The sequence below is a fragment of the Rhodoplanes sp. SY1 genome (genome assembly GCF_046000175.1).
Lineage (GTDB): Bacteria > Pseudomonadota > Alphaproteobacteria > Rhizobiales > Xanthobacteraceae > Rhodoplanes.
Map to the genome: position 1 here is coordinate 1 of NZ_JBEOMB010000025.1, position 24,617 is coordinate 24,617.

The following is a 24,617-nucleotide window of genomic DNA, read 5'->3' on the forward strand; positions in this document are numbered from 1 at the left end:
CGCAACAGCCCGTTCACGGCCGCCCTCCTCAAGCACATCGCCACCCCCGGGCTGGAGATCGGGGCACTGATGAAGCGGGTGCGGGCCGATGTCTACCAGGCCACCCGGCACCGCCAGCTTCCGTGGGACCATTCCTCGCTGATGGGCGACGTGGTGCTGGCCCGTTGACGACGGTTTCGACCATCCGCGGGCGCAGGACTTCCCCTGTCGCGTGCCGAATCGTTGCAGTGCAGCAACGATGCGGCAATTCCGCCACGCGGCGGGGGATTCGCGCGGGGTGTTAACCAGTTCTTCACCCGTTTCCTTGTTCCGCCAAAGTCGTGTCTGCTACTTTCCCGGACCGAAGGCGCCCGGGGAGGCCGGGGCGGGCGCCCTCACCGCCGACCATGGACGTCAGGAAGACCGCATGAGCCGACGCCTCCGCCTAGGCCCGTTCCACGCGCTGCTCGGCGTCGCGCTGATCGAAGCCGCGCTCGTCGGCATCGCGCTGCTCGCCGCCGTCGGCACGCCCGACCGGGCGCTCGCGCAGGCGCTGCCGACCGGCGGCACCGTCACCAGCGGCACGGTCGGCATCACCCAGCCGAACGGCTCCACCCTGGTGATCAACCAGACGAGCCCGACCGGCATCGTCCACTGGTCGACCTTCTCGATCGGCACCGGCGGCACGGTCAATTTCAACAACGGCTCCGGCGCGACGCTCAACCGGGTCACCGGCAACGTCCCCTCCTCGATCGACGGGCTTTTGACCGGCACCGGCAGCGTGTTCCTGGTGAACCCGGCCGGCATCGCGGTCGGGCCGAACGGCGTCGTCCAGACCGGCGGCAGCTTCGTCGCCTCGACGCTCGACGTGAAGGACTCGGAGTTCCTGGCCCGCGGCACCATGACGTTCGACGGGACGTCGACCGCCGCCGTGGTCAATCTCGGCCGCATCGGCTCGTCGACAGGCGACGTCGTGCTGATCGCCCGCACCGTGCAGAACGACGGCGTCATCGAGGCGCCGCAGGGCACCGCCGCCATGGCCTCGGGCCGCGAGGTGGTGCTCTCCGACGGCAGCCTCGGCAACGGCAAGGTCCATGTCCGGGCGCCGGGCGGCGACGGCAAGGTGATCAACCGCGGCACCATCCGGGCCGCCGACGTCGAGCTGCGCGCCAACGGCGGCAACGTCTACGCGCTCGCCGGCAACACCGACGGCGTCATCAAGGCGACCGGCATCGCCAACAAAGGCGGCCGCATCTTCCTCACCGCCCAGGGCGGCACGGTCACGGCGACCCAGCGCATGGTGGCGCGCCGTGCCCCGACGACCACGACGACGGCCGGCGTCACCGGGTCGACCAGCCGGGGCGGCGACATCCTGATCGAGGCCGACGCCGTCTCGATCGCCGGCCACCTCGACGCGACCGGCGACGGCGCGGCGGGCGGCCGCATCGTGGTGACGGGCGGCACGGTGACGCTCGCGGCCGGCGCGCTCCTCGACGCCTCCGGCACCGCGGGCGGCACCGTGCTGGTCGGCGGCGACCGCGCCGGCGGCCGCGGCACGATCAAGTACTCCGACACGCCGGTGCGCAACGCCGACCAGGTGACGATCGAGAGCGGCGCGACCATCCGGGCCGACGGCACCGCGGGCGCGGGCGGCAACATCGTGGTGTGGTCGGAAGGCACGACCACGGTCGCCGGCACGATCTCGGCGGTCGGCACCACGGCCGGCGGCTTCATCGAGACCTCGGGCAAGACCCTGAACTTCGCCGGCGCCTCGATCAACGCCGGCCAGGGCGGCACGTGGCTCTTGGATCCGGACGATCTGATCATCGACACGAACAATGTCGGCGCCATCGTCACGGCCCTGAACGCCGGCACGAACGTAATTCAGGAAACCACGCAGAGCGGAACCGGCGGTTATGGCGACATCACGGTCGCGACGAACATCGCCTGGAGCACCAGCGCGACGCTGACGCTGAGCGCTTACCGGAACATCGTGTTCCAGTCCGGCGCCGTGATCACCAACACGGGCGCTGGAAAATTGATTCTGCGCGCCGACAACACCGGCACCGGCATCGGCACCGTGGTGTTTCCGCTGACCGGGACCGCGGTCGACTTCGCAAACAGCACCGGCTCGGTGTCCATCTACTTCAACCCGAGCAGCTACACCTCCACCATCGAACTCGCCGGCTTCACCTCTGCCGTGAATGTCGGGTCGAACGCCACCCTCACCAGCTACATGCTGGTGAACAGCGTCGCCGATCTGGCCGCCATCGAGGACAATCCCTCGGGCACCTACGCGCTCGGCCGCGACATCGACGCGACGTATTTCGCGGGTGTCCCGGTGACCTTCAATGGAGTGTTCGACGGCTGGGGCGGTATCGGCGCGAACCGGACGATCTCCAATCTCGGCAAGCACACCTCGAGCAGCGGCCTCTTCCGGTCGATCGGATCGTACGGAATCGTCCGCAATCTCGTCGTGGCCGAGGCGGAGATCGCCGCCGGCTATTACGGGGCCTCGATCGGCGTCCTGGCCGAGGAAAACTTCGGCCTCATCCAGAATGTGCTGGTGACCGGCAAGGTCGACGGCGGCGCCTACGACAACGTTCGGGCCGGTGGCCTCGTCGGCAGGAACTACGGCCTGATCATCGGGGCCGTCGCCGATGTCGACGTGACGACCGACGGGGAGGCTTGGCTCGGCGGCCTCGTCGGCTCCAATGCCGGCAGCGGCGACATCTACGCCTCCTTCGCCTTCGGCAACGTCACGGCAGGCCCGAACGCGTCGTATGGCATCTATGGCGGTCTCGTCGGCAAGAACGAAGGCTCGATCCTCTACAGCGGCGCCGCAGGCGACGTCACCGGCGGCGACCACTCCACGGTCGGCGGACTGGTCGGCTATAATGCCGACGACTCCTATTACTTCAGCTACAGCCCGTATTACGGCTCCTACTACAGCTACTTCTACAGCTACTACGACGCCTATTACGGCGCCTTCCCCTACGGCGGGACCGGGACAATCTATGGATCGATCGCCACCGGCACCGTCTCGGCCGGCGCCAACTCGATCGTCGGTGGCCTGATCGGCGATAACCACGGCGCGGTCGTCTCCTCGTCGGCCACCGGCTCGGTCATCGGCGGTGCCGACAGCTCGGTCGGCGGGCTGATCGGCGAGAATGTCGGGCTGCTCGCGTTCTCGGCCGCCTCCGGCGGCGTGTCGGGCGGCACCGGCAGCGATGTCGGCGGTGCCGTCGGCTTGAACCACACCGACGGCGTGCTCTACCGAGTGTCCGCCGGCGGCGCGGCCGCGACCACCGGCGTCGGCGGAACGGCCGGCGGTCTGGTCGGCTACAACGAAGGCGCCGTGCTGCAGTCCTTCGCCAGCGGCGCTGTCTCGGGCGACAGCGGCACCGCGATCGGCGGGCTGATCGGGGCGAATGTTCCGAGCAGCACCTGGGACGACGCCATCGTCTACCAATCCTACGCGACCGGAGCCGTCACCGGCACCGGCACGGCGATCGCCGGCGGCCTGATCGGCATCAATGCGGGCTATGTGGAGCAGACCTACGCGACCGGCGCCGTGACGACGGGTTCGGGCGGCATCGTGGGGGGCCTGGTCGGCGTCAACCAAGCGCAAGTGTCCTACGATCCGCCGCTCTACTCCACCGTCACCGGCACGGTCGTCGCCTCCTACTGGGACACCCAGACCAGCGGCCAGAGCAGCAGCGCGGCCGGCACCGGGCTGACCACGGCGCAGCTCACCTCCGGCCTGCCGGCCGGCTTCGATCCGGACGTGTGGAGCTCGGTCCCCGGGCAGTCCTACCCGTTCATCTTCGGCGGCCCGACCTACAATCCCGGTCCCGGCACCGACCCGACCCCGCCCCAGATCTACGACCCCGGCCTGCTCGTCAGCCTAGTGTCGCTCAACCCGACCAACACGGTCCTCGGCCCGCCCGATCCGAACCAGACCAACATCACGCCGCCGGCCCCGCCGACGACGACCGGCGGCAACGGCGCGGGCGGCGGCCGCGGCAACCGCGGCGCCGGCGGCCCCGGCGGCAACAATCCGGGCGGCGGACCGCCCCCCGGCCCCGGGCTCGACCGGACCCCGAGCGAGCAGCAGATGAGCGGCGTGCCGCCGATCGGCGAGACCCGGTTCATCCCCAACGAGATCGTGCTGCAGATCCCGGCCAGCGTGTCGCGCAGCCAGGTCGAGGCGATCGCTCGCGCGCTCGGCGTCGACATCGCCGCGACCGAGACGATCGGGCTCACCGGCCGCACCGTCTACACGTTCCAGATGAAGGCGGGTCAGGACATCCGCGCCCTGATCCGCCAGCTCGAGCAGAACCGCATCGTCTCCTCGGCGCAGCCGAACTACGTCTACAACCTGGCGCAAGCGGGGGTCCCGGCCGGCGCGCCCGCGACCGGCACGCCGGCGAGCGACCCGGCCGCCGACACCGGCACCGGCTCGATCCCGCCGAACCCCGGCGGCCCCGAGACGGCCGCCTCCGGGTCGAGCGATCTCGCCAGCGACCTCGCCGCCCGCACCACCCTGCCGACCGGCGACCCGGCCCAGTACGTCATCCAGAAGCTCGGCCTCGGCGCCGTCCACAAGCGCGTCCGCGGCGCCAACGTGACCGTGGCGGTGATCGACTCCGAGATCGACCTGCGCCACCCCGACCTGCAGGGCGTCCCGGTCGAGCACTTCGACGCGACGGGCGCACCGAGCCGGCCGCACACCCACGGCACCGGCATGGCCGGCGCCATCGCGTCGCGCACCCGGCTGCTCGGCGTCGCGCCGGGCATCCGGCTCCTCGCCGTGCGGGCCTTCTCGGAGAACGACAAGAGCGCCGAGGCGACCACGACCCAGGTGATGAAGGGGCTCGACTGGGCGATCGCCAAGAACCCGCGCATCATCAACATGAGCTTCGCCGGCCCGCGCGACCTGATGACCGAGCGGCTGCTCGAGGCGGCCAGCAAGAAGGGCATCGTGCTGGTCGCCGCGGCCGGCAATGCCGGGCCGAAGTCGCCGCCGCTCTATCCGGCCGCCGACCCGAACGTCATCGCCGTCTCGGCGACCGACAACGACGACAAGCCCTTCGTCCAGGCCAATCGCGGCAAGCACATCGCGGTCGCGGCGCCCGGCGTCGACGTGCTGGTGCCCTCGCCCGAGGGCGCCTACCAGCTCACCACGGGCACCTCGGTCGCCGCCGCCCATGTCAGCGGCGTCGCGGCCCTGCTGATCGAGGCGCGGCCGAGCCTGACGCCGGCCGACGTCCGCGGCATTCTCACGCGCACGGCCAAGCCGCTCGGACCCGGCAAGGACGTGCAGGTCGGCGCCGGCCTGATCGATCCGATCCGCTCGCTCGCCGGCGTCGCGCCGGCAGCGACCTCGCAGATCGCCCCGCCGCCGTTGCGGCCGGGCGTGATGCCGGCGATGCCGCTGCGCTGAGGCGGCCCGAGACCCGCCGCGTCCGCGCGGTGGCGACTTGACGAGAGACTTCAAGGCCCGAGAATAAACCTCGGCCTCATCTAACAAAAATTGTTGTCGCGTAAGGGCAGGCGGGAATGGGGACTGGAACGCGAGCCGGCGTCTGGCCGGCGATCGAGCCGTCGCGGGGGACCGCGCGGCCGCCGTCGCGACGACACCCGGCCGGGCGGCCGGGCGGTGTCGCGCGCGTCCTGCCGGGCGCCGGCCTGGCGACCAGCGGCTTTTCGGCCGCCGGCCTCGCGGTCCTCGCCGCGGCCACGCCGGCCGCCGCCCAGTTCGTCGAACGCAACCTGCCGCCCGCCCCGCCGCGCGGGACGGCGCCCGCCGTCGGCTACATCACCCCCGACCTCCTCAAGGGCGAGGACGACACGCCGCTCGGCGCCACCCTCTCGGGCATCGTCCTCCTCGGCGCCAAGGACCAGCCGCTCGCCGCCCCCAATCGCAAGGGCGTCGAGGTCGAGCGCATCCCGGCGATCGATCCGGCGGGCTTGCGCACCCGCCTCTCCGCCCTGCTCGGCAAGCCGATCAGCCGCAAGTCGATCGCCGAGGTGCAGAAGACCATCTCGGCCGTCTACAAGGACGCCGGCCGCGCCTTCGTCTCGGTGACGATCCCGCCGCAGGAGATCACCGGCGGCACCCTCCAGGTGCGGGTGATCGAGTACAAGACCGGCCGCGTCACGGTGACGGGGGCGGAGCGCACCGGCCACGACCACATCCGCACCCGGGTGCGGGTGACGCCGGGCGCGGCGATCGACAGCCGCCACCTCGAGACCGACCTCGACTGGCTGAACCGCAACCCGTTCCGCCGGGTCGAGGCGGTGTTCGGCCCCGGCCGCGACCTCGCCGAGGCGGATCTGAGCCTGCGCACCACCGAGCAGGCCCGCCCCTGGCAGGTCTATGCCGGCTACGCCAACACCGGCACGCTCTACACCAGCCGCGACCGCTGGTTCGTCGGCACCAATGTCGGGCTGCCCGGCGACGTCCTCGCCTCCTACCAGGCGACCGGCAGTCGCGACTTCTGGGTCGAGGACGGCCACCCGATCAACGATCCCGAGACGGCCAAGTACCAGAGCCACGCCGGCCGCGCGATCGTGCCGCTGTGGCCGCGGTCGAGCCTCGAGCTGATCGCCAACTACGTGCAGAGCAACGAGGAGCCGAACCTCTTCCTGCGCTACCGCACCCGCACGACCGAGCTCACGGCGCTCCACCGCAGTGCCGTGCAGAACGTCCTGCCGTGGGCGTTCGGCGACCTGCTGCTCGGCGTCGAGACCAAGCACCAGACCCGCGAATTGTTCTTCGTCGGCATTCCGATCGCCGACTTCTCGACCGACGTGTTCCAGATGGTCGGCGGCTGGGCCGGCCGCTTCCGCGACCCGTGGGGCGTCAACGACCTCGACGTCCGGCTGAAGGTCAATCCGGGCCACATGCTGCCGGGCAACACCTCGGCGGCCTGGCAGGTGTTCACCAACGGCCGCGTCGACGACATCCACTACGCCTACGGTACGCTCGCCTATGTCCACACGACGCCCCTGCCCAAGGACTTCGTGCTGACCAACGAGCTGTTCGCCCTGATCTCCGGCGAGCCGCTGCCCGACACCGAGCGCATCTCGCTCGGCGGCGCCTTCACGGTGCGCGGCTACATGACCGAGGACCGCACCGTCGACCAGGCCGTGATCTCGCGCAACACGCTCTTCCTGCCGGGCTACTCGTTCGGCGAGGCGCTCAAGATCAAAGGGCTGAACGACAAGCTGGTGCCCTACGTGTTCTCCGACGTCGGCTGGGGCCGCGACATCTTCTTCGGGCACGAGACGACGCTCGCCTCGGTCGGCGCCGGCATCGACGACACGGTCGGCCCGTTCCGGGCCAACATCGCGGCCGGCTACGCGCTGCTGGACGGCCCCCACACCCCGGCCGGCACCTGGCGCATCCATGCGCGCGTGACCGCCACCTACTGACCCTGCTCCCTGGAAGGACCGATGCCCCGCAGCCCCCTGCTCAGCCTCGCCTCGTCGCTCGTCACCATGGCGACCGTCACGGCCGTTTTGGCCGCCTCGCCTGCTCTCGCCCAGGCTCCGACGCAGAATTCGCCGAGCAGCGGCGCGCCGACCCGCACCACGGCCACCTACGAGGATTGGACGGTGCGCTGCGAGACGCCGCCCGGCGCCCAGCAGAAGACCTGCGAGGTGTTCCAGGCCCAGCAGCAGCAGGGGCAGGCCGGCCCGGTGTCGCAGATCGCCATCGGCCGCGCCGGCAAGACCGGGCCGCACAAGCTGGTCGCGCAGATCCCCGTGAACGTCTGGCTCGCCACCGCGCCCCGCCTCCTGCTGGACGACAAGCAGGCACCGATCGCGCTCGGCTTCAAGCGCTGCGTGCCGGGCGGCTGCTTCGCCGACGCCGACATCCCCGACGACCTCCTGCGCCGCCTGAAGGCGCGGGCCGAGCCGGGCCGCCTCGAATACAAGGACGCGATCCAGCGCGACGTCGGCATCCCGGTGTCGTTCAAGGGCTTTTCCCAGGCGATCGACGCGCTGGCGAAGCAGTAGAGACTCACCGCCCGGCTCACCACTCCCCGCGTGCCGGGAGAGGTCGGGGTTCGCGCCGCAGGCGCGAAGTCCGGGTGGGGGGGCGCCGCCGCGAGTCTCTGCGTCGTGGACCCGCCGCGCTGCGCGCGTCGACCTCTCCCCGCAAGCGGGGAGAGGCTCGTACCCCTTGCCCCTGCGCCAATTCCCTGCCACATGGCGCGGCATGACCCAGCCGCTTCGTGACCCGGACCCGGCCCTCGCCGAGCCCGCCGCCGATTCGTCCGCCCTGTCCGACGCCGTGACCGCCGCGGCCCCGGCAGCCGCCGCCGTAACCGCCGCCGCCTCGCCGCTGGCGGGCGAGGTCGAGCGCCGGCGCACCTTCGCCATCATCTCGCATCCGGACGCCGGCAAGACGACGCTAACCGAGAAGCTCCTGCTGTTCGGCGGCGCCATCAACCTAGCCGGCGAGGTCAAGGCCAAGAAGAACCGGCGCGACACCCGCTCGGACTGGATGTCGATCGAGCGCGAGCGCGGCATCTCGGTCGTCACCTCGGTGATGACGTTCGACTACCGCGACCGCGTCTTCAATCTCCTCGACACCCCCGGCCACGAGGACTTTTCCGAGGACACCTACCGGACCCTGACGGCCGTGGACTCGGCCGTCATGGTGATCGACGCGGCGAAAGGCATCGAGGCGCGCACCCGAAAACTGTTCGAGGTGTGCCGGCTGCGCGACATCCCGATCGTCACCTTCATCAACAAGATGGACCGCGAGAGCCGCGATCCCTTCGAGATCCTCGACGAGATCGAGAAGACGCTGGCGCTCGACACCACGCCGATGACCTGGCCGATCGGCCGCGGCCGCGACTTCGTCGGCACCTTCGACATCGAGCGCGGCGGCGTGCGGCTCCTCGACGCCAAGGACGACTCCGGTCCGCCCGCGGCGATGACGATGGCCGAGATCGCCGCCCTCAACGCGACGCTCGACGCCGACGCGATCGCGGCCGAGATGGAGCTGGTCACCGAGGCGTGCCCGCGCTTCGACCTCGCCGCGTTCCTCGAGGGCCACCTCACCCCGGTCTATTTCGGCAGCGCGCTGAAGAACTTCGGCGTCCGCGACCTGCTCGACGGCCTGCACCGCTTCGCCCCGCCCCCGCGGGCGCAGAACTCGGACGCCGGGCCGATCGACGCCGCCGACCCGCGCATGTCGGCCTTCGTGTTCAAGATCCAGGCGAACATGGATCCGAACCACCGCGACCGCATCGCCTTCGCGCGCCTGTGCTCGGGCAAGCTCACCCGCGGCATGAAGGCGAAGCTGGTGCGCACCGGTAAGCCGGTGACGCTGTCGACGCCGCACTTCTTCTTCGCCCAGGACCGCTCGCTCGCCGACGAAGCCTTCGCCGGTGACGTGGTCGGCATCCCGAACCACGGCACGCTGCGCATCGGCGACACGCTCACCGAGGGCCGCGACATCACCTTCGTCGGCGTGCCGAGCTTCGCTCCTGAAATCCTCCGGAGAGTCCGTCTTTCCGATGCGATGAAGGCCAAGAAGCTGAAGCAAGCCCTGCAAGAACTGGCAGAGGAAGGCGTCGTCCAGGTGTTCCGCCCGACCGACGGGTCGCCGGCGCTGGTCGGCGTCGTCGGCCCGCTGCAGCTCGACGTGCTGAAGGCCCGGCTCGCCGCCGAGTACGGCCTGCCGGTCGAGTTCGAGCCGGCCGAGTTCCAGCTGGCCCGCTGGATCGCGTCGGACGACAAGACGGCGTTCGACACCTTCGTGGCGGCGAACCGCTCCGGCATCGCCGAGGACCTCGACGGCGACCTCGTCTACCTGGCCCGCAACGAGTTCTATCTCGGCTACACCCGCGACCGCGCCCCCGGCATCACCTTCACGGACGTGAAGGAGACCCAGAAGGGGAAGTGAGGCGCGAGGGGTGCCCTTGTCCGGTCGAGTTGCCGCCGAGCCCGACCGGAGCGACAATGCAGTCGCCAGCGAGGTCTCTCATGACGACGCGCACACCGTCGATCCGGCCCAGATGGGTGGCGTCCCATGCATCCGAGGCCTCCGGATTCCGGCCGCGACCGTGGTCGGCATGCTGGCCGACGGCATGAGCCACGCCGAGATCCTGGCCGCGTTACCGGATCTCGAGCCGGAGGACATCACGGAGGCCCTCCGGTTCGCGGCGGACGCCCTGCGCGAGCGTGCCGGCCGAAGCTTTCTTGATCCTCTTTCACGACACTCGTGACGGCGCGGATATAGTTATTACGCTGCGAGTGCCTGGGCTTTCTCGGGTGTTTTGGCAGGATGTGCGAGATCGAACCAGGCGGCGGCCTCGGCGCGGTCGCGGCACATGAACACGCCGACGTTCTCCATGGCGCCCGGGACGTAGCGGTCGAAGCCCTCGACCATCAGGAGACCGTGGCCGGCCGGCTCGGCGGCGTCGGGCCACAGGGCGTAAACAACTGAATGATTGAGCAGAACATCGCTCGGCATCTCGGTGTTCGCCTGTGCCCTGGCGAGCAGCGGACGGCGATCCGTCAGCCTGCACAGCTCGATCAGCGCCTCGAGCGAGACAGTGATGGTCATCTCAAAGTGCCTTCTGATCACGACATGCAATCCATGCCTCCTTCGAGATACGTCTTTCAAAACCACCTTCAACCCTTTTTCATGACGAATCCAAAAAATGCCGCTTCTTTGTGCAATAAAGATCCCTTTTAATACCTCGCCTTATACCGGATAAGCCGCGCACCCGACGCTCGGTCCACCACCGCGAGCCTCCATTGCCGCGCGGCCAGGGCGTCGGCGGTCGGGCGAGCACTCCGGAGTTGCCGCCTCCGCGGGTTGCCATGCGGCACCGTCCGGGGCAGAACGGCGCCGCAGTGCAGCATTGCCGCCGCCTGCCACCCCCGGATCCTCATGCTCGCGACCCTGAAACGCTGGTCGGGCCTCGACCGCGCCGCCCTCCTCCATGCCGCCGGCCTCGCCGGCTCCGCCTGGCTCGCCTTCGCGATCGCCGCCAGCCTGCACATCCAGAACGCCTACTGGGCCGCCATGCCGGTCTTCGTGGTGGCGCAGGCCTCGCGCGGCCTGCTGATCGAGCGCGCCTTCTACCGTCTCGTCGGCACCGGGCTCGGCGCCGCGCTCGGCTTCGCCATCGTGCGCCTCGGCCAGCCGGTTGCGGAGCTCGCCCTGCTCGCCGTCGTGGTCGCGATCGGGGCCGGGCTCACCCACATCCTGCGCGGCGTGCATTCCTACGGCACCTTCATGGTCGGCATGACGGCCGCCGTCGTCGTGTTCCCGTCGGTGCTGGCGCCTCAGCACGCCACCGAGATCGCCGTCGCCCGCGTCGAATGCACGTTCATCGGCGTCGTGGTCGTCACGCTGGTGATGGGGTTGATCACGCCGGGCTCGCGCCGCGACGCCTTCTACCGGCGCGCCCGCAAGCTCGCGGCCGAGGCGGTGAGCTTCGCCGCCACTGCGATCGAGGGACAGGCAGGACGGCCGTCGGCCGACGACGAGCGCGCCGCGCTGGCCGAGATCGCCGACGTCGACGCGCTCGCCGTGATGGTCTCGGCCGGCTCGGTCGAGGGCTATCGCCGGCTGCGCCACGTCAACGCGCTGGTGTCGGGCGCGATCGAGATCATGGCGGCCGGTCGCGGCGCTGGCGCCCGGGTCCGCCGCGGCGAGACGCTGCCGGCCGGGCTGGCGGAGCGGCTGCACGCGGTCGCTGCGGTGCTGCGCGGGCCGCCGGGCGGCACGGCCGTGCTGTCGCTCGGGCCAGAGCTCTCGGCAGGCCCGCCCGAGGTCGTTCGCATCGCCGCCGCGCTCGACCAGATCCTCGCCGCCGGCCGCGCCCTGTTCGCCGAGCCGGGGGCGGCCGACGCCACCTCGTTCGGTCCCAAGGCCCGCTATCTCGCGCCCTATCGCGACTGGATCCTCGCCCGCGACACCGGGCTCGCCGCCGGCTCCGCCACCTTCGCGGCCGGCCTGATCGGCTGGTGGACCGCCTTCCCGGCGGCCGAGCTGACGGCACTCGGCATCTGCATCTTCTCCATGGTGCTCGGCTCGATGCCGGCGCCGCAGAAGATCGCGCCGCTGCTGTTCGGTGGCGTGGTGGCCGGCGTGCTCGCCGCGATCCTCTATCGGCTCGCGGTCCAGCCCACGGTGCCGAGCGTGCCGGCCGTCGTGCTCTCGGTGCTGCCCTTCATCGTGGCCGGCGCGCTCCTGCGGGCGAGCCCGCGGACCGCGATCCCGGCCATGGACTTCAACATGTGCTTCCTGCTGGCGAGCCAGGCCGGCCTGCCGGGCACCGCCGCGGTCGGCACCGTGCTGATCGACTCGCTCGCCCTGGTGGTCGCTGCGGGGCTCGCCAGCGGCGGGCATCTGCTGATGCCGCGCCAGTCCGAGATCCACGCCGCCGCGGCGGCGGGCTCCATCCGCTCCGACATCGCGGCCATGATCGCCCGCTTCGCGCCGAGCGCGCGGGCCGGCTGGAACCCGCACGCCTCGCTCCGCATGCTGCGGCTCCTCCTGCATCTGCGCCGCGCCGGCGATCTCGGCGCCGCCGCCCCGCAGGGCCTGCTCGCGGCCCTAAACCTCGGCCATGCCGTGATGGATCTTCAGATGCTCGCCCGCGACGAGACGCGCACGCCGGCGATGCGGTCGCGCGCCGAGAGCGCGCTGACGACGCTCGCCGGCTTCTCCGACGATCCTTCGGGCATCGCCGACCGGCTGGAGCCGCTGGCGACGACCGCCGACGATCCCGCCCTCGCCCGCGCCACCGGCGCCGCCGCCGACGCGCTACGGGCCGGGGCGACGCTGTTCCGGTTCGGCACCGACCGCTGATCCTGATTCCGATGGATCAGCTCTCGGTCATTCCGGGGCGCGCCGGAGGCGCGAACCCGGAATCCAGCGGCGAACTCGTGGATCCGGGCTGGATTCCGGGTTCGGCGCTACGCGCCGCCCCGGAATGACCAGCGAGGTGATCTAGCGCGGCCGGCTGATCCCGCTCAGCAGAAGTTCCGCTCCAGGGCGTTGTGGATCGCGGTCGCGGCGATGGCCGCGTGGCCGGTGGCGACGCTGATCTGGTGGAGGTCGGTCGTCACGTCGCCGGCGGCGAAGAGAAGCGGCACGGCGGTCTGCTGCTTGCCGTCCGCGGTGAGGCAGCCGCCGTCGGTCGCATGGGCGCCGAGCGAAATGGCGAGATCGGAGCGCGCCTGCGCGCCCATCGCCGGATAGAGCACGTCGAGCCCGATGCGGGCGCCGTCCGCCGCCGTGGCGACGATCCGGTCGCCGTCGGGCGCGAGGTCGCCGATCGGCCCCGGCGCGATCGTCAGGCCGGCCGCCGCGGCCTCGCGGGCCTCGTTCTCCGGAAGCCGCTCGTCGTCGAGCGGCAGCACCACGACGGACCGGCTGAAGGTGCGCAGGAACAGCGCCTTCGCGGTGGCGCGCCGGATCGGCCCGACGACGCCGATCGTCTGGTCGATCGCCTCGTAGGCGTCGCAGACCGGGCAGTAGCGCACCCGCGCCGCCTTCACCAGCGCCTGCAGGGCGGGCATCGCCGGGCTCTCGTCGACGATGCCGGTGGCGATCAGGGCGGCGCGGGCCCGCACCACCGCGGTCCCGACGGACGCCTCGAACAGGCCGTCCGGCTTCACCAGCCGCTCGACCTCGCCGTGGCGCAGGTCGGCGCCGTAACGCTCCGCCTGGTCGCGCAGCCGCATCAGGAGCGCCGGGCCGGCGATGCCGGCGAAGCCCGGATAGTTGTGGGATTCGGGGATCCACGCGGCGCGGCTTTCGCCGGCGTCATAGAGCACCACGCGGCGGCGGAAGCGCGCCAGGTAGATCGCCGCAGTGAGCCCGGCCGGCCCGCCGCCGACGATCACGCAGTCCGCCGTCTCGTCCGTCATGGATGGACCGCCCGTCGCCCGCCTCGCTGCGGACCAACGCGGCACGGGCACGCGCGTTCGACGCAACTCAGTACGGCGGTCGGGACAGGCGGCGGATGTTGTCCTCGACGCAGCGGCGCACCGGGACGAGCGCCTGCTGGGCGGCGTCGTCGAAGCTGCCGCCGGTCAGCAGCGTGCGCATCGCCGCCGCCTCGGCCTCGAGGCCGGCGACGACCTTCTCGGCGACCATGCGGTGCGCCTCGCGGAACGCGGCCGGACCGCCGCGGGCGAGCGTCATGGTGCGCATCGCGATGACGGCCTGGGCGCTGAAGGAGAGTCCGGCGATGTCGAGGAATCGAGAGAAGGGGTCGGGGGTCACGGGGGTCTTCATGGCACGCCTCCGGCGCCGCAGGCCGGGGCAACGGCCGGGGTCGCGGCCGAGGCGAATCATCTCACGGAATTCGTAAGGTCCGGTAAAAGCGGAGAAGAAATCCGAGCGGGTCGCGCCGTGGTCGGGCGTTCCGACGCGTCGCTTCAGGGCCGTGCCGTCGTCCGCCACCGTGAGGGCGTTCATGACGCGGTCATTCCGGGGCGCGCCGAAGGCGCGAACCCGGAATCCAGCGGCAAACACGACAGTCTGGGCTGGATTCCGGGTTCGGCGCTGCGCGCCGCCCCGGAATGACAGGTCGCGCTCAGCGATACGCCCCCGCGATCCCCAAGAAGTCCGTCGCCTTGAGGCTGGCGCCGCCGACCAGGGCGCCGTCGACATTGGCGACCGCCATCAACTCGGCGGCGTTGGAGGGCTTCACCGAGCCGCCGTAGAGGACCCGCACGCCCTCCCCCTCGGCGCCGAAGCGCGCCACCAGGCGGTCGCGGATGAAGCCGTGCGCCTCGGCGACGTCGGCGACGGTCGGGGTGAGGCCGGTGCCGATCGCCCAGACCGGCTCGTAGGCGACCACGAGATTCGCCGCCGTCGACCCGTCGGGCAGCGAGCCGGCGAGCTGGACACCGAGCACCTCCAGCGTCTTGCCGGCGACGCGCTCGTCCTTGGTCTCGCCGATGCAGACGATCGCGACGAGCCCGGCCCGCCAGGCGGCCAGCGCCTTGGCGCGCACCTCGGCGTCGCTCTCCTTGTGGTAGGTGCGGCGCTCCGAGTGGCCGACGATCACGGCGGTCGCCCCGGCCTCGGCCAGCATCTCGGCCGCGATGTCGCCCGTGAAGGCGCCCGACGGCTCGGCGTGGCAGTCCTGCGCCCCGATCGCGACCTTGGTGCCGATCGCCACCGCGGCCGCCGTGTAGATCAGGGTGGCGGGCGGGCAGATCAGGATGTCCGTGGTCCGCCACAGCCCGTCGAGCCCTTGCGAGATCAGGCTGATCTCGTTCAGGGAGGCCTTCAGCCCGTTCATCTTCCAGTTGCCCGCCACCAGCGGGCGTCGCTCAGCCGCCATCTCGTCCTCGCGATGCTCGAAGGCCCGAATCGAAGGCGCGGCGCCGCGCGCCGGCCGGCCCGACCGGGGGCCTCTCAGGGTCGCCCGGGTTATGCCACGATCGTACCGGCGGTGCGACAAAATCCGTCGCGCCTCAGGCCTTTCGGCGAAGTTGCGGGGGTGCGGCGCCCCCCCTATGATGCGCGCCGCCGCCGACCGGCCGACGATGATCGTCCGCGACGGCGTTCCCCCACGCGCGCCGCCGGCCGGGCCGGCGGGCAGCGCGACCGATCGACGGGGCCCGCTTCCTCGACCCGACCCACGGATGTCGCGTGAAGGCGCCCCCAACCATTGCGAACAGGACTCATGCTCCGCGGAATCCGCAAAGCCTCATCCAACTGGCTCGGCAAGATCGTCATGGCGGCCGTCGTCGGCTTCCTGGTCATCAGCTTCGCGATCTGGGGGATCGGCGACATCTTCCGCGGCTTCGGCGTGTCGACGGTCGCGACCATCGGCAACAGCGAGATCACCATCGAGCAGTTCCGGCAGACCTACAACGACCGGCTGCAGCAGTACGGCCGCCAGATCGGCCGGCCGATCACGCCCGACCAGGCGCGCGCCGCCGGGCTCGACCGCCAGATCCTCACCACGCTGATCGCCGAGGCCGTGCTCGACGAGCGCGCCCGCCAGCTCGGCCTCGCCGTGTCGGACGAGGAGGTGGTGCGGCAGATCATGCAGGATCCGGTGTTCCGCGGCATCGACGGGAAGTTCGACCAGCAGCGCTTCGCCTATCTGATCCGCCAGGCCGGCTACAACGAGCAGCGCTTCATCGCCGAACAGCGCCGCATGTCGCTGCGCCGCCAGCTCGCCGGCTCGATCGGCGGCGACGTCGCGGCGCCGGTGACGACGGCCGAGGCGATGGCCCGCTACGAGAACGAGGAGCGCTTCGTCGACTACGTGGTGCTCGGCGCCGCCCAGGCGGGCGACCTCCCGGTTCCGACCCCGGAGGAGCTTCAGGCCTATTACGACCAGCGCAAGTTCCTGTTCCGCGCGCCCGAGTACCGCAAGGTGATGCTGCTCGAGCTGACGCCGGAGCAGATCGCCGGCACCATCGAGGTCAGCGACGCCGACGCCAAGCAAGCCTACGAGGCGGCGCAGACCCGCTTCACCGTGCCGGAGAAGCGGCAGGTGCAGCAGATCGCCTTCCCGACGCCCGAGGAGGCGAAGGCCGCGCAGGAGAAGCTCGCCGCCGGCACCACGTTCGAGGCGCTCGCCGCCGAGCGCAACGTCGCCCCCGCCGATCTCGATCTCGGCCTGGTGGCGAAGGCCGACATGCTCGACCCGGCGATCGCCGAGGCCGCCTTCGGCCTGCCCGACGGCGGCATCAGCGCCCCGGTCACCGGCCGCTTCACCACCGCGATCCTGCGCGTGACCAAGATCGAGCCGGGCCACACCCAGCCGTTCGCCGAGGTCGAGGCGCAGATCAAGAAGGACCTCGCGGTCGACCGCGCCCGCGCGTCGCTCAACGATCTGCGCGACAAGGTCGAGGACGAGCTCGCCGCCGGCAGCCGCCTCGACGAGATCGGCGCCAAGCTCAAGCTGCCGGTGCGCACCATCGAGGCGGTCGACCGCTCCGGCCGCACGCCGGACGGCCAGACCGTGACGCTGCCCGCCAATGTCGACGTGCTCGGTCCCGCCTTCGCGACCCAGGTCGGCCTCGAGAACGAGGCACTGTCGATCCCGGGCGGCGGCTCGCTGTGGTACGAGGTCGCCGGCATCACGCCGTCGCGCGAGCGGCCGTTCGACGAGGTCAAGGACCGGGTCGCCGAGCGCTGGCGCACCGACGAGATCGGCAAGCGCCTGACCGCCAAGGCCAACCAGATGGTCGACGCGCTCAAGGCCGGCGGCTGGTTCGCCGAGGTCGCGACCAAGGACGGCCTCAAGGTCGAGACCGCCCCGGCGCTGAAGCGGCGCGCCCGCGGGCCGTTGCCGACCGACGTGGTCGAGCTGGTGTTCAAGACGCCGAAGGACGGCGTCGGCACGGCGGCGGGCTCCGGCCCGACCGAGCGCATCGTCTTCAAGGTGACGGACATCAAGCCGCCGCCCTTCGACGCCGGCAGTGCCGACGTCAAGAAGCTCGTCGAGCAGCTCCGCAACGCCTATGCGGACGACGTGATGGCGCAGTACGTCGCCCAGCTGCAGAACGAGCTGAACGTGAAGATCAACCAGACGGCGCTGGCGCAGGCCGTCGGACGGGGCTCGGCCGAGCAGTAAGACGGCCGACGCGAGCGTGGCGTAGCATGCAGATCGAACCGCAGGCGGACGCCTTCGTCGACGCCTATGGGCGCGGCCTCGCCCAGGTCGTCTCCACGACCCTGGTGGCCGACCTGGAGACGCCGGTCTCCGCCTTCATCAAGGTGGCGGACGGCAAGCCGGCGAGCTTCCTCCTGGAGTCCGTCGAAGGCGGCGCGGTGCGCGGCCGCTACTCGATCATCGGGCTCGATCCGGACCTCGTCTTCCGGGTGCGCGACGGCAAGGCCGAGCTCGCGCGACCGGGGCACGGGGGTCCCGACACGATCACGCCCTGCCCCGAGCCGCCGCTCGCGGCGCTGCGCAAGCTGATCGCCGACAGCCGCATCGTGCTGCCCGACGCGCTGCCGCCGATGGCGGCCGGCGTCTTCGGCTATCTCGGCTACGACATGGTGCGGCAGATGGAGGAGATCGGGGCCGCCAACCCCGACCCGATCGGCATCCCGGACGCCGTGCTGCTGCGGCCGACGATCGTCATCGTGTTCGACGCCGTGAAGGACACCATCACGGTGGTGACGCCGGTGCGGCCCGATCCCGCAGTGCCGGCCCGCCTCGCCTATGCGCGGGCGGTCGAGCGGCTCACCGCCGTGGTCGACGCGCTCGACCGCCCGCTCCTCAAGGAGCAGGCGTCGACCGTCGCCGAGCTGCCGGACGCCGCGCCCGTCTCCAACACCACGCCGGACGAGTACGCCGCGATGGTGCGGCGGGCCAAGGAGTACATCGCGGCCGGCGACATCTTCCAGGTCGTGCTGGCGCAGCGGTTCTCCACACCGTTCGCGCTGCCGCCCTTCGCGCTCTATCGCGCGCTGCGCCGCGTGAATCCGGCGCCGTTCCTGTTCTTCGTCGATCTCGGCGGCTACGCCGTGGTCGGCTCCAGCCCGGAAATCCTCGTCCGCGTGCGCGAAAGCACCGTGACGATCCGGCCGATCGCCGGGACGCGACCGCGGGGCGCCACCCCGCACGAGGACAAGGCGCTGGAGGAGGAGTTGCTCGCCGACCCGAAGGAGTGCGCCGAGCACTTGATGCTGCTCGACCTCGGCCGCAACGATGTCGGCCGGGTCGCCGAGATCGGCAGCGTGACGGTGACGGACCAGTTCTTCATCGAGCGCTACAGCCAGGTGATGCACATCGTCTCGAACGTCGAGGGGCGGCTCGCCGCCTCGCACGACGCGCTCGACGCCCTGGCGGCGGGATTCCCGGCCGGCACGGTCTCGGGTGCGCCGAAGGTGCGGGCCATGCAGATCATCGACGAGCTGGAGAAGGAGAAGCGCGGCCTCTATGCCGGCTGCGTCGGCTACTTCTCGGCGGCCGGCGAGATGGACTCGTGCATCGTGCTGCGCACCGCGCTGGTGAAGGACGGCACCATGTATGTCCAGGCCGGCGCCGGCATCGTCGCGGACTCGAACCCGGCCGCCGAGCAGCAGGAATGCGTCAACAAGGCCAAGGCCTTGTTCCGCGCCGCCGAGGAGGCCCGCCGCTTCGCCAGCGCGGCGAAGCGCGGGCAGTAGCGGGGAAGAGATTGGCGGCGCACCGCCGGCTCCCGGACGGCGATGGCGGCCCTGGTTGCGGACCGAAGTCTCCGAAAGACACCTAACCCGTTGAACTAGCCCACCTCCCGTTTTCGGTTCATGGCCGTCATGGCGGGTTTCGGGTTGCGCGGCCGCGGCCGGCTCGGTAGGACACCCGCCGTTCTCGAGACGTCGAATTGCGGAGGCCGAGGTGCAGGTCGCGAAGTGGGGTGACAGTCTGGCGGTGCGGCTGCCCAAGGAGGTCGTAGAGGTGCTCGGCCTGCAAGAAGGCTCGACCGTCGAGCTGCGCGTCGCCGGCCCGTCGACCTTCGAGATCGCCTCCGCCCCGACCGTCGAGGAGATTCTCGCCCGCGCGCTGCGGCTGCGCGCCGACCTCGCGGACGCCGGTCGCTTCGTCGAGCAGGTCGACGACCGCCAGGGCCGCCTTTTCTAATTCCCCCTCGAAAGCACCGCGCGCCCGGAACGCCGCGGGGAGACGGTCGGTGCCGCCATGCGGCGATCGTCTCCCGCGCGCCACGGGCTCAGGCGGCGCGGACCTCCTCCAGGAAGCCGTCGACGCCCTGCTTCAAGCGATCGGACTGACGCGCGAGCGCGCCCGCCGCGTCCAAAACCTCGCCGGCCACCCCGCCGACCTCCGTGGCCGCCTGGGTGACGCCGACGATGTTGCCCGACACCTGCTGGGTGCCGCGCGCCGCCTCCTGGACGTTGCGGGCGATCTCGCGGGTCGCCGCCGCCTGCTCCTCGATCGCGGAGGCGATCGTGGTCGAGATGCGGCTCACCTCGTCGATCGTGCCGGCGATGCCGCGGATCGCGTCGACGGCATCGCTGGTGGCGTCCTGGATGTCGGTGATCTGGGCGGCGATCTCCTCGGTCGCCGTGGCGGTCTGGTTGGCGAGCGACTTCACCTCCGAGGCGACCACGGCAAACCCTTTGCCGGCCTCGCCGGCCCGCGCCGCCTCGATGGTGGCGTTCAGCGCCAAGAGGTTCGTCTGCGACGCGATGGTCTGGATCAGCCCGACCACCTCGCCGATCTTGTGGGCGCCCTCGGCGAGCCGCTGCACCGTGGCGTCGGTGTGCCGCGCCGCCTCCACGGCCCGGTCGGCGATCGACGACGACTGCGCCACCTGCCGGCCGATCTCCTGGGTGGTGACGGACAGCTCCTCGGCCGCCGTCGCGACGGTCTGGACGTTGACCGAGGTCTGCTCGGCCGCCGCCGCAACGGCGGTCGCCTTGCTGGTGCTGTCGCGGGCCGTCGCGCTCAGTGACTGCGCCGTCGCCTCCATGCCGGCGGCGGCCGCCGACAGGCTGCGCACGAGCTCACCGATCTCGGTCTGGAAGCGGTTGGTCAGCGCGTCGACGCGTTGCGCCCGCTCGTCCTTGGCGCGGCGCTCGGTGTCCTGGGCCGCGCTCATCCGATCGGCCGCGATGGCGTTCTCGCGCAGGACCTCGAGCGCCTGCGCCATCTGGCCGAGCTCGTCGGAGCGGTCGCGGCCCGGCACCGCGACGTCGTTCTGCTTCTCGGCCAGCCGGCCGATCACGCCGGTGAGGTCGGCGACCGGTCGCAGCACCCGGCGCGCGAAGGCGACGGCGGCCGCCGCCACCGCCCCGACGGCGAATGCCATCAGGGCGAGCGCGAGGACGAGTTGGACGAGGGCGTCGTGCCGCTCGGCCGCCACCACCTCGGCCGCGGTGGCGAGCGCCGCGTCGCGCGGCAGCAGGATGCTCTGCAGCCCGGGAAGGTGACGGCGCCGATAGTCGGGGATCGAGATCGGGTACTTTCCGTCGCTCAGCCCGGCCGACATGATCTGCTCGTAGAGGGCGCCGATCTCGCCGAAGAAGCGCTGCTTCACCGCCGCCATCGCCTCCACCACCCGGGGCGGATCGCCGAGCCGGCGCGACGCCGCGACGATGCTGAGCCAGTCCTGCTCCATGCGCCCGCGCATCTCGGCGATGCGGTCGAGCTGTGCGCGGGTCATCGGCGCGCCGGAATTCATCGCCTGGATCAGGACGGTGCCGCGATCGCCGCCGTTGAGCCGCATCGCCGCGCTCTTGCGCGCGATGTCGATATAGGTCGCGACGCCGCGGATCTGGCCGGCCGCCGCGGCGTCGACCGCGTCGATCAGGGAGTCGAGCGTCGCGTAAGCCTTGTCGGACAGGACGACAGAGGCCGTGAAGGCCTGCGGATCACGCTCCTTCTTCGGCCGGGCCACGGCCGCGTCGACGCCCTGCCGCAGGCTCTTCAGGTCGGCGGCGACCCGGCCGAGCGTCTCGATCGGCCCGCGCGCGTCGAGCGAGGAGCCGCGCAGGAGGTCGACGGTCGCCGCGAGGCGCGCGTCGGTCTCCTCGCGCTGCTTAGCGATCGTCGACCGCGTGGCCGCGTCCATGGCCGCATCGGCGGAGAGGCCGAGGTTGTAGTGGCCGCGCTCGGCGGCGAGGCTCTCCGGGATCCGCATCGCCGTCGTCACGACGGCGACGGCGTCCCCCGAGACACGGGCGCGAGACACCCGCGCGAGGCCGTCCTGAACCAGCATTCCGGCGGTCACCAGGCCCGGCACGGACGCTCCGGCCAAGCAGATGAGGAACATAGTCCTAATACGCATTTCCAGTCACCCATTCGAAACCTCGACTTTCGAATTAGCCCACGTTTCATAATTTCTCCTGAACATCGTACCGTCGTTTGGAATGGCCGGGATGCACGGCGCGGCAGCCGCAGTGGCCGGCGAACGACCGCGTGGAGCGGTCGCGCCGCATGGCCGCGGTAATCGCTTCGGCGACGAGGCGACGCGCAACCGTGCCCGCCCCGCCTTGACCCCCTTTGCTCGCGCGGTCTAAGACCCCGAGAGGGGGGCGGCGGGCGCCATGATCGTCCTGATCGACAACTACGACAGCTTCACCTTCAACCTCGTCCATTATCTCGGCGGGCTGGGGGCGGACGTGGTCGTCCACCGCAACGACAAGGTGACGGCCGACGCGGTGCTGGCGGCGGCGCCGGAGGCGATCGTGCTGTCGCCGGGTCCGTGCACGCCCAACGAGGCCGGCATCTGCCTGGAGCTGATCGACAAGGCCTCGGCCAGCGTGCCGATGCTCGGCGTCTGCCTCGGCCATCAGGCGATGGGCCAGGCCTTCGGCGGAACCGTCGTGCGCGCGCCCGTGCCGGTGCACGGCAAGCTCTCGGAGATGTCGCACGAGGGCCAGGGCCTGTTCCGCGGCATCAACGGCCCGTTCCGAGCGACCCGCTACCACTCGCTGGTGGTCGAGCGCACCACCCTGCCCGACGACCTCGCCGTGACGGCCGAGACCGACGGGCTGATCATGGCCATGCAGCACAAGACGCGGCCCGTGCACGGGGTGCAGTTCCACCCCGAAAGCATCAAGTCCGAGCACGGCCATCTGATCCTGAAGAATTTCCTCGACATCGCCCGCGCCTTCAACGAGGCGGCGGGCCGGACCGACGGGCGCCCGGCGTCCCGGCCGCAGTGAGGCTTCCAATGGTCGAGCTGAAGACGCTGATCGCGCAGGTCGCCACGGGCGCGCCGCTGACCCGCGAGCAGGCCGCCGCGGTGTTCGCCCGGATGATGTCGGGCGAGGCGACGCCGTCGCAGATGGGCGCCCTCCTGATGGCGCTGCGGGTGCGCGGCGAGACCGTCGAGGAGATCACCGGCGCAGTCTCGGCGATGCGGGCCAAGATGCTGAAGGTCGAGGCGCCGCCGAACGCCGTCGACGTGGTCGGAACCGGCGGCGACGCCTCGGGCTCGTTCAACATCTCGACCTGCGCGGCCTTCATCGTCGCGGGCGCCGGCGTGCCGGTGGCCAAGCACGGCAACCGCGCGCTCTCCTCCAAGTCGGGCGCCGCCGATGTGCTCGCCGCACTCGGGGTGCGCATCGAGCTCTCCCCGGAGCAGATCGGCCGCTGCATTCGCGAGGCCGGCATCGGCTTCATGTTCGCGCCCGTGCACCATCCCGCGATGAAGCATGTCGGGCCGACCCGGGTGGAGCTCGGCACCCGCACGATCTTCAACCTGCTCGGGCCGCTGTCGAACCCGGCCGGCGTGAAGCGACAGATGGTCGGCGTGTTCTCGCGCCAGTGGGTCGAGCCGCTCGCCCATGTTTTGAAGAATCTCGGCTCCGAGCGCGCCCTCGTCGTGCACGGCTCCGACGGGCTCGACGAGATCACCATCGCGGGGCCGACCGCGGTCGCCTCGCTGGAGACCGGCACGGTCACGACCTTCGAGATCACGCCCGAGGAGGTCGGCCTAGCCCGCGCCGCCCCGGAGGCGCTGCGCGGCGGCGACGCCGCCGCCAACGCGGTCGCGCTCAAGGGCGTGCTGGAGGGCCGCAAGGGGCCGTACCGAGACGTCGCGATCTTCAATGCGGCCGCCGCGCTCGTCGTCGCCGGCAAGGCCGCCGATCTCGCCAGCGGCGTCGCGCTCGCGGCCCAGTCGATCGACACCGGCGCCGCCGAGGGCAGCCTCGGCCGGCTGATCGCCGTGTCGAACGCGTGAGCCCGATGGCATTCGGTTCCGTCATTCCGGGCGCGGCGGCGCCAGCCGCCGAGACCCGGAATCCAGCCCGGAAACGGGCCTGTCTGGTCGTGTCTGGATTCCGGGTTCGCGGGCTCTGCCCGCGCCCCGGAATGACCGAAGGGGACGCGTGAGCCCGATGGCCGACATCCTGCAGAAGATCGAAGCCTACAAGCGCACCGAGATCGCCGCCGCCAAGAAGGCGCATCCCTGGCCGGCCGTGGCCGAGGTGGCAAAGGCGGCGACGCCGCCGCGCGGCTTTTTGCGCGACATCGAGCGGCGGCTGGCGCGCCACCAGCCGGCGCTCATCGCCGAGATCAAGAAGGCGAGCCCGTCGCGCGGGCTGATCCGCGCCGACTTCGACCCGCCGGCGCTCGCCCGCGCCTACGAGGCGGGCGGCGCGACCTGCCTCTCGGTGCTCACCGACGGCCCGAGCTTCCAGGGCCGCCCCGACCACCTGATCGCGGCCCGCGCCGCGACGGCCCTGCCGGTGATCCGCAAGGACTTCCTCTACGACCCCTATCAAGTCGTGGAGGCGCGGGCGCTCGGCGCCGACTGCATCCTGATCATCATGGCGGCCGTCGACGACCGCACCGCCCGCGACCTCGAGGAGACCGCGGCCGAGCACGGCATGGACGCGCTGATCGAGGTGCACGACGAGGCCGAGCTGGAGCGCGCCCTGCGCTTGAAGTCCCGGCTCGTCGGCATCAACAACCGCGACCTCAAGACCTTCGAGACGAAGCTCGAGGTCTCCGAGCGCCTCGCGCCGCTGGTGCCGAAGGACCGCGTGCTGGTCGGCGAGAGCGGAATCTTCACGCCCGCCGATCTCGCGCGGCTCGCGCGCGTCGGCATCTCGACCTATCTGATCGGCGAGAGCCTGATGCGCCAGGACGACGTGACGGCGGCGACCCGCACCCTGCTCGGCCGCGGCGCCGCCGCGCCGGCCGCCGAGTGATCCC

At 71.3% G+C, this 24,617-nt stretch carries 19 protein-coding genes; 14 read left to right on the forward strand and 5 right to left on the reverse strand.

Translation table 11 applies throughout. The features are described from left to right. The 6 genes from ABTU92_RS08265 to ABTU92_RS08290 all read left to right on the forward strand — a co-directional run. Window positions 1-168, forward strand: a 168-nt coding sequence (locus ABTU92_RS08265) for a caspase family protein (protein WP_408089644.1), incomplete at its 5' end; no start/stop codon positions are given. A gap of 238 nt (window positions 169-406) precedes the next feature. Then, window positions 407-5,425, forward strand: a complete 5,019-nt coding sequence (locus tag ABTU92_RS08270; protein ID WP_408089484.1) for a S8 family serine peptidase — start codon at window positions 407-409, stop codon at window positions 5,423-5,425. A 116-nt stretch (window positions 5,426-5,541) separates the two neighbouring features. Beyond that, window positions 5,542-7,419 carry a ShlB/FhaC/HecB family hemolysin secretion/activation protein gene (locus ABTU92_RS08275; RefSeq protein ID WP_408089486.1) on the forward strand — a complete coding sequence of 626 codons (1,878 nt, stop codon included), beginning with the start codon at window positions 5,542-5,544 and terminating at the stop codon, window positions 7,417-7,419. 21 nt (window positions 7,420-7,440) lie between these two features. Further along, a complete protein-coding gene (locus ABTU92_RS08280; protein ID WP_408089488.1) occupies window positions 7,441-8,007 on the forward strand; it encodes an invasion associated locus B family protein in 567 nt (188 codons plus the stop codon). 202 nt (window positions 8,008-8,209) lie between these two features. Beyond that, complete coding sequence (locus tag ABTU92_RS08285; RefSeq protein WP_408089490.1) at window positions 8,210-9,907, forward strand: peptide chain release factor 3; 1,698 nt, start codon at window positions 8,210-8,212, stop codon at window positions 9,905-9,907. A 16-nt stretch (window positions 9,908-9,923) separates the two neighbouring features. After that, window positions 9,924-10,229 (forward strand): DUF433 domain-containing protein, encoded by a 306-nt coding sequence (locus ABTU92_RS08290; protein ID WP_408089492.1) that lies wholly within the window; start codon window positions 9,924-9,926, stop codon window positions 10,227-10,229. 17 nt (window positions 10,230-10,246) lie between these two features. On the opposite strand, the gene ABTU92_RS08295 is transcribed toward ABTU92_RS08290, so the two are convergent. Then, window positions 10,247-10,570 carry a hypothetical protein gene (locus ABTU92_RS08295; RefSeq protein WP_408089494.1) on the reverse strand — a complete coding sequence of 108 codons (324 nt, stop codon included), beginning with the start codon at window positions 10,568-10,570 and terminating at the stop codon, window positions 10,247-10,249. 330 nt (window positions 10,571-10,900) lie between these two features. Here ABTU92_RS08295 and ABTU92_RS08300 point away from each other — a divergent pair, with 330 nt between their 5' ends. After that, a complete protein-coding gene (locus tag ABTU92_RS08300; protein WP_408089496.1) occupies window positions 10,901-12,829 on the forward strand; it encodes an FUSC family protein in 1,929 nt (642 codons plus the stop codon). A 164-nt stretch (window positions 12,830-12,993) separates the two neighbouring features. Here ABTU92_RS08300 and ABTU92_RS08305 read toward each other — a convergent pair whose 3' ends face one another. Then, a complete protein-coding gene (locus ABTU92_RS08305; protein WP_408089498.1) occupies window positions 12,994-13,893 on the reverse strand; it encodes an NAD(P)/FAD-dependent oxidoreductase in 900 nt (299 codons plus the stop codon). Window positions 13,894-13,960: 67 nt separating this feature from the next. Continuing rightward, window positions 13,961-14,263: a hypothetical protein gene (locus tag ABTU92_RS08310; RefSeq protein WP_408089500.1), complete on the reverse strand. Its 303-nt coding sequence runs from the start codon at window positions 14,261-14,263 to the stop codon at window positions 13,961-13,963. A 117-nt stretch (window positions 14,264-14,380) separates the two neighbouring features. Between ABTU92_RS08310 and ABTU92_RS08315 the strand changes: the two genes are divergently transcribed. After that, window positions 14,381-14,554 (forward strand): hypothetical protein, encoded by a 174-nt coding sequence (locus tag ABTU92_RS08315; RefSeq protein WP_408089502.1) that lies wholly within the window; start codon window positions 14,381-14,383, stop codon window positions 14,552-14,554. A gap of 10 nt (window positions 14,555-14,564) precedes the next feature. Here the strand turns inward: ABTU92_RS08315 and tpiA are convergent, their stop codons facing one another. Further along, entirely contained in the window at window positions 14,565-15,320 is a 756-nt protein-coding gene (gene tpiA / locus ABTU92_RS08320) for a triose-phosphate isomerase (protein WP_408089504.1), read from the reverse strand. 345 nt (window positions 15,321-15,665) lie between these two features. Between tpiA and ABTU92_RS08325 the strand changes: the two genes are divergently transcribed. From ABTU92_RS08325 to ABTU92_RS08335, 3 genes are all read left to right on the forward strand, one after another. Continuing rightward, the gene (locus ABTU92_RS08325; protein ID WP_408089506.1) at window positions 15,666-17,573 is read left to right on the forward strand and encodes a SurA N-terminal domain-containing protein; all 1,908 of its coding nucleotides are present in this window, start codon (window positions 15,666-15,668) and stop codon (window positions 17,571-17,573) included. A gap of 26 nt (window positions 17,574-17,599) precedes the next feature. Then, complete coding sequence (gene trpE / locus ABTU92_RS08330) at window positions 17,600-19,117, forward strand: anthranilate synthase component I (RefSeq protein WP_408089508.1); 1,518 nt, start codon at window positions 17,600-17,602, stop codon at window positions 19,115-19,117. A 211-nt stretch (window positions 19,118-19,328) separates the two neighbouring features. Continuing rightward, the gene (locus ABTU92_RS08335; protein WP_408089510.1) at window positions 19,329-19,571 is read left to right on the forward strand and encodes an AbrB/MazE/SpoVT family DNA-binding domain-containing protein; all 243 of its coding nucleotides are present in this window, start codon (window positions 19,329-19,331) and stop codon (window positions 19,569-19,571) included. Between the two features lie 88 nt (window positions 19,572-19,659). Here the strand turns inward: ABTU92_RS08335 and ABTU92_RS08340 are convergent, their stop codons facing one another. Next, on the reverse strand, window positions 19,660-21,693 hold the full coding sequence (locus tag ABTU92_RS08340; RefSeq protein WP_408089512.1) for a methyl-accepting chemotaxis protein: 2,034 nt from the start codon (window positions 21,691-21,693) through the stop codon (window positions 19,660-19,662). A 304-nt stretch (window positions 21,694-21,997) separates the two neighbouring features. On the opposite strand from ABTU92_RS08340, the gene ABTU92_RS08345 reads away from it, so the two are divergent. The 3 genes from ABTU92_RS08345 (at window position 21,998) to trpC (ending at window position 24,613) form a co-directional block, all read left to right on the forward strand. Next, on the forward strand, window positions 21,998-22,618 hold the full coding sequence (locus tag ABTU92_RS08345) for an anthranilate synthase component II (RefSeq protein WP_408089514.1): 621 nt from the start codon (window positions 21,998-22,000) through the stop codon (window positions 22,616-22,618). Between the two features lie 8 nt (window positions 22,619-22,626). Beyond that, complete coding sequence (gene trpD / locus ABTU92_RS08350; RefSeq protein ID WP_408089516.1) at window positions 22,627-23,640, forward strand: anthranilate phosphoribosyltransferase; 1,014 nt, start codon at window positions 22,627-22,629, stop codon at window positions 23,638-23,640. A gap of 157 nt (window positions 23,641-23,797) precedes the next feature. Beyond that, window positions 23,798-24,613 carry an indole-3-glycerol phosphate synthase TrpC gene (gene trpC, locus ABTU92_RS08355; RefSeq protein WP_408089646.1) on the forward strand — a complete coding sequence of 272 codons (816 nt, stop codon included), beginning with the start codon at window positions 23,798-23,800 and terminating at the stop codon, window positions 24,611-24,613. Window positions 24,614-24,617 lie beyond the last annotated feature (4 nt).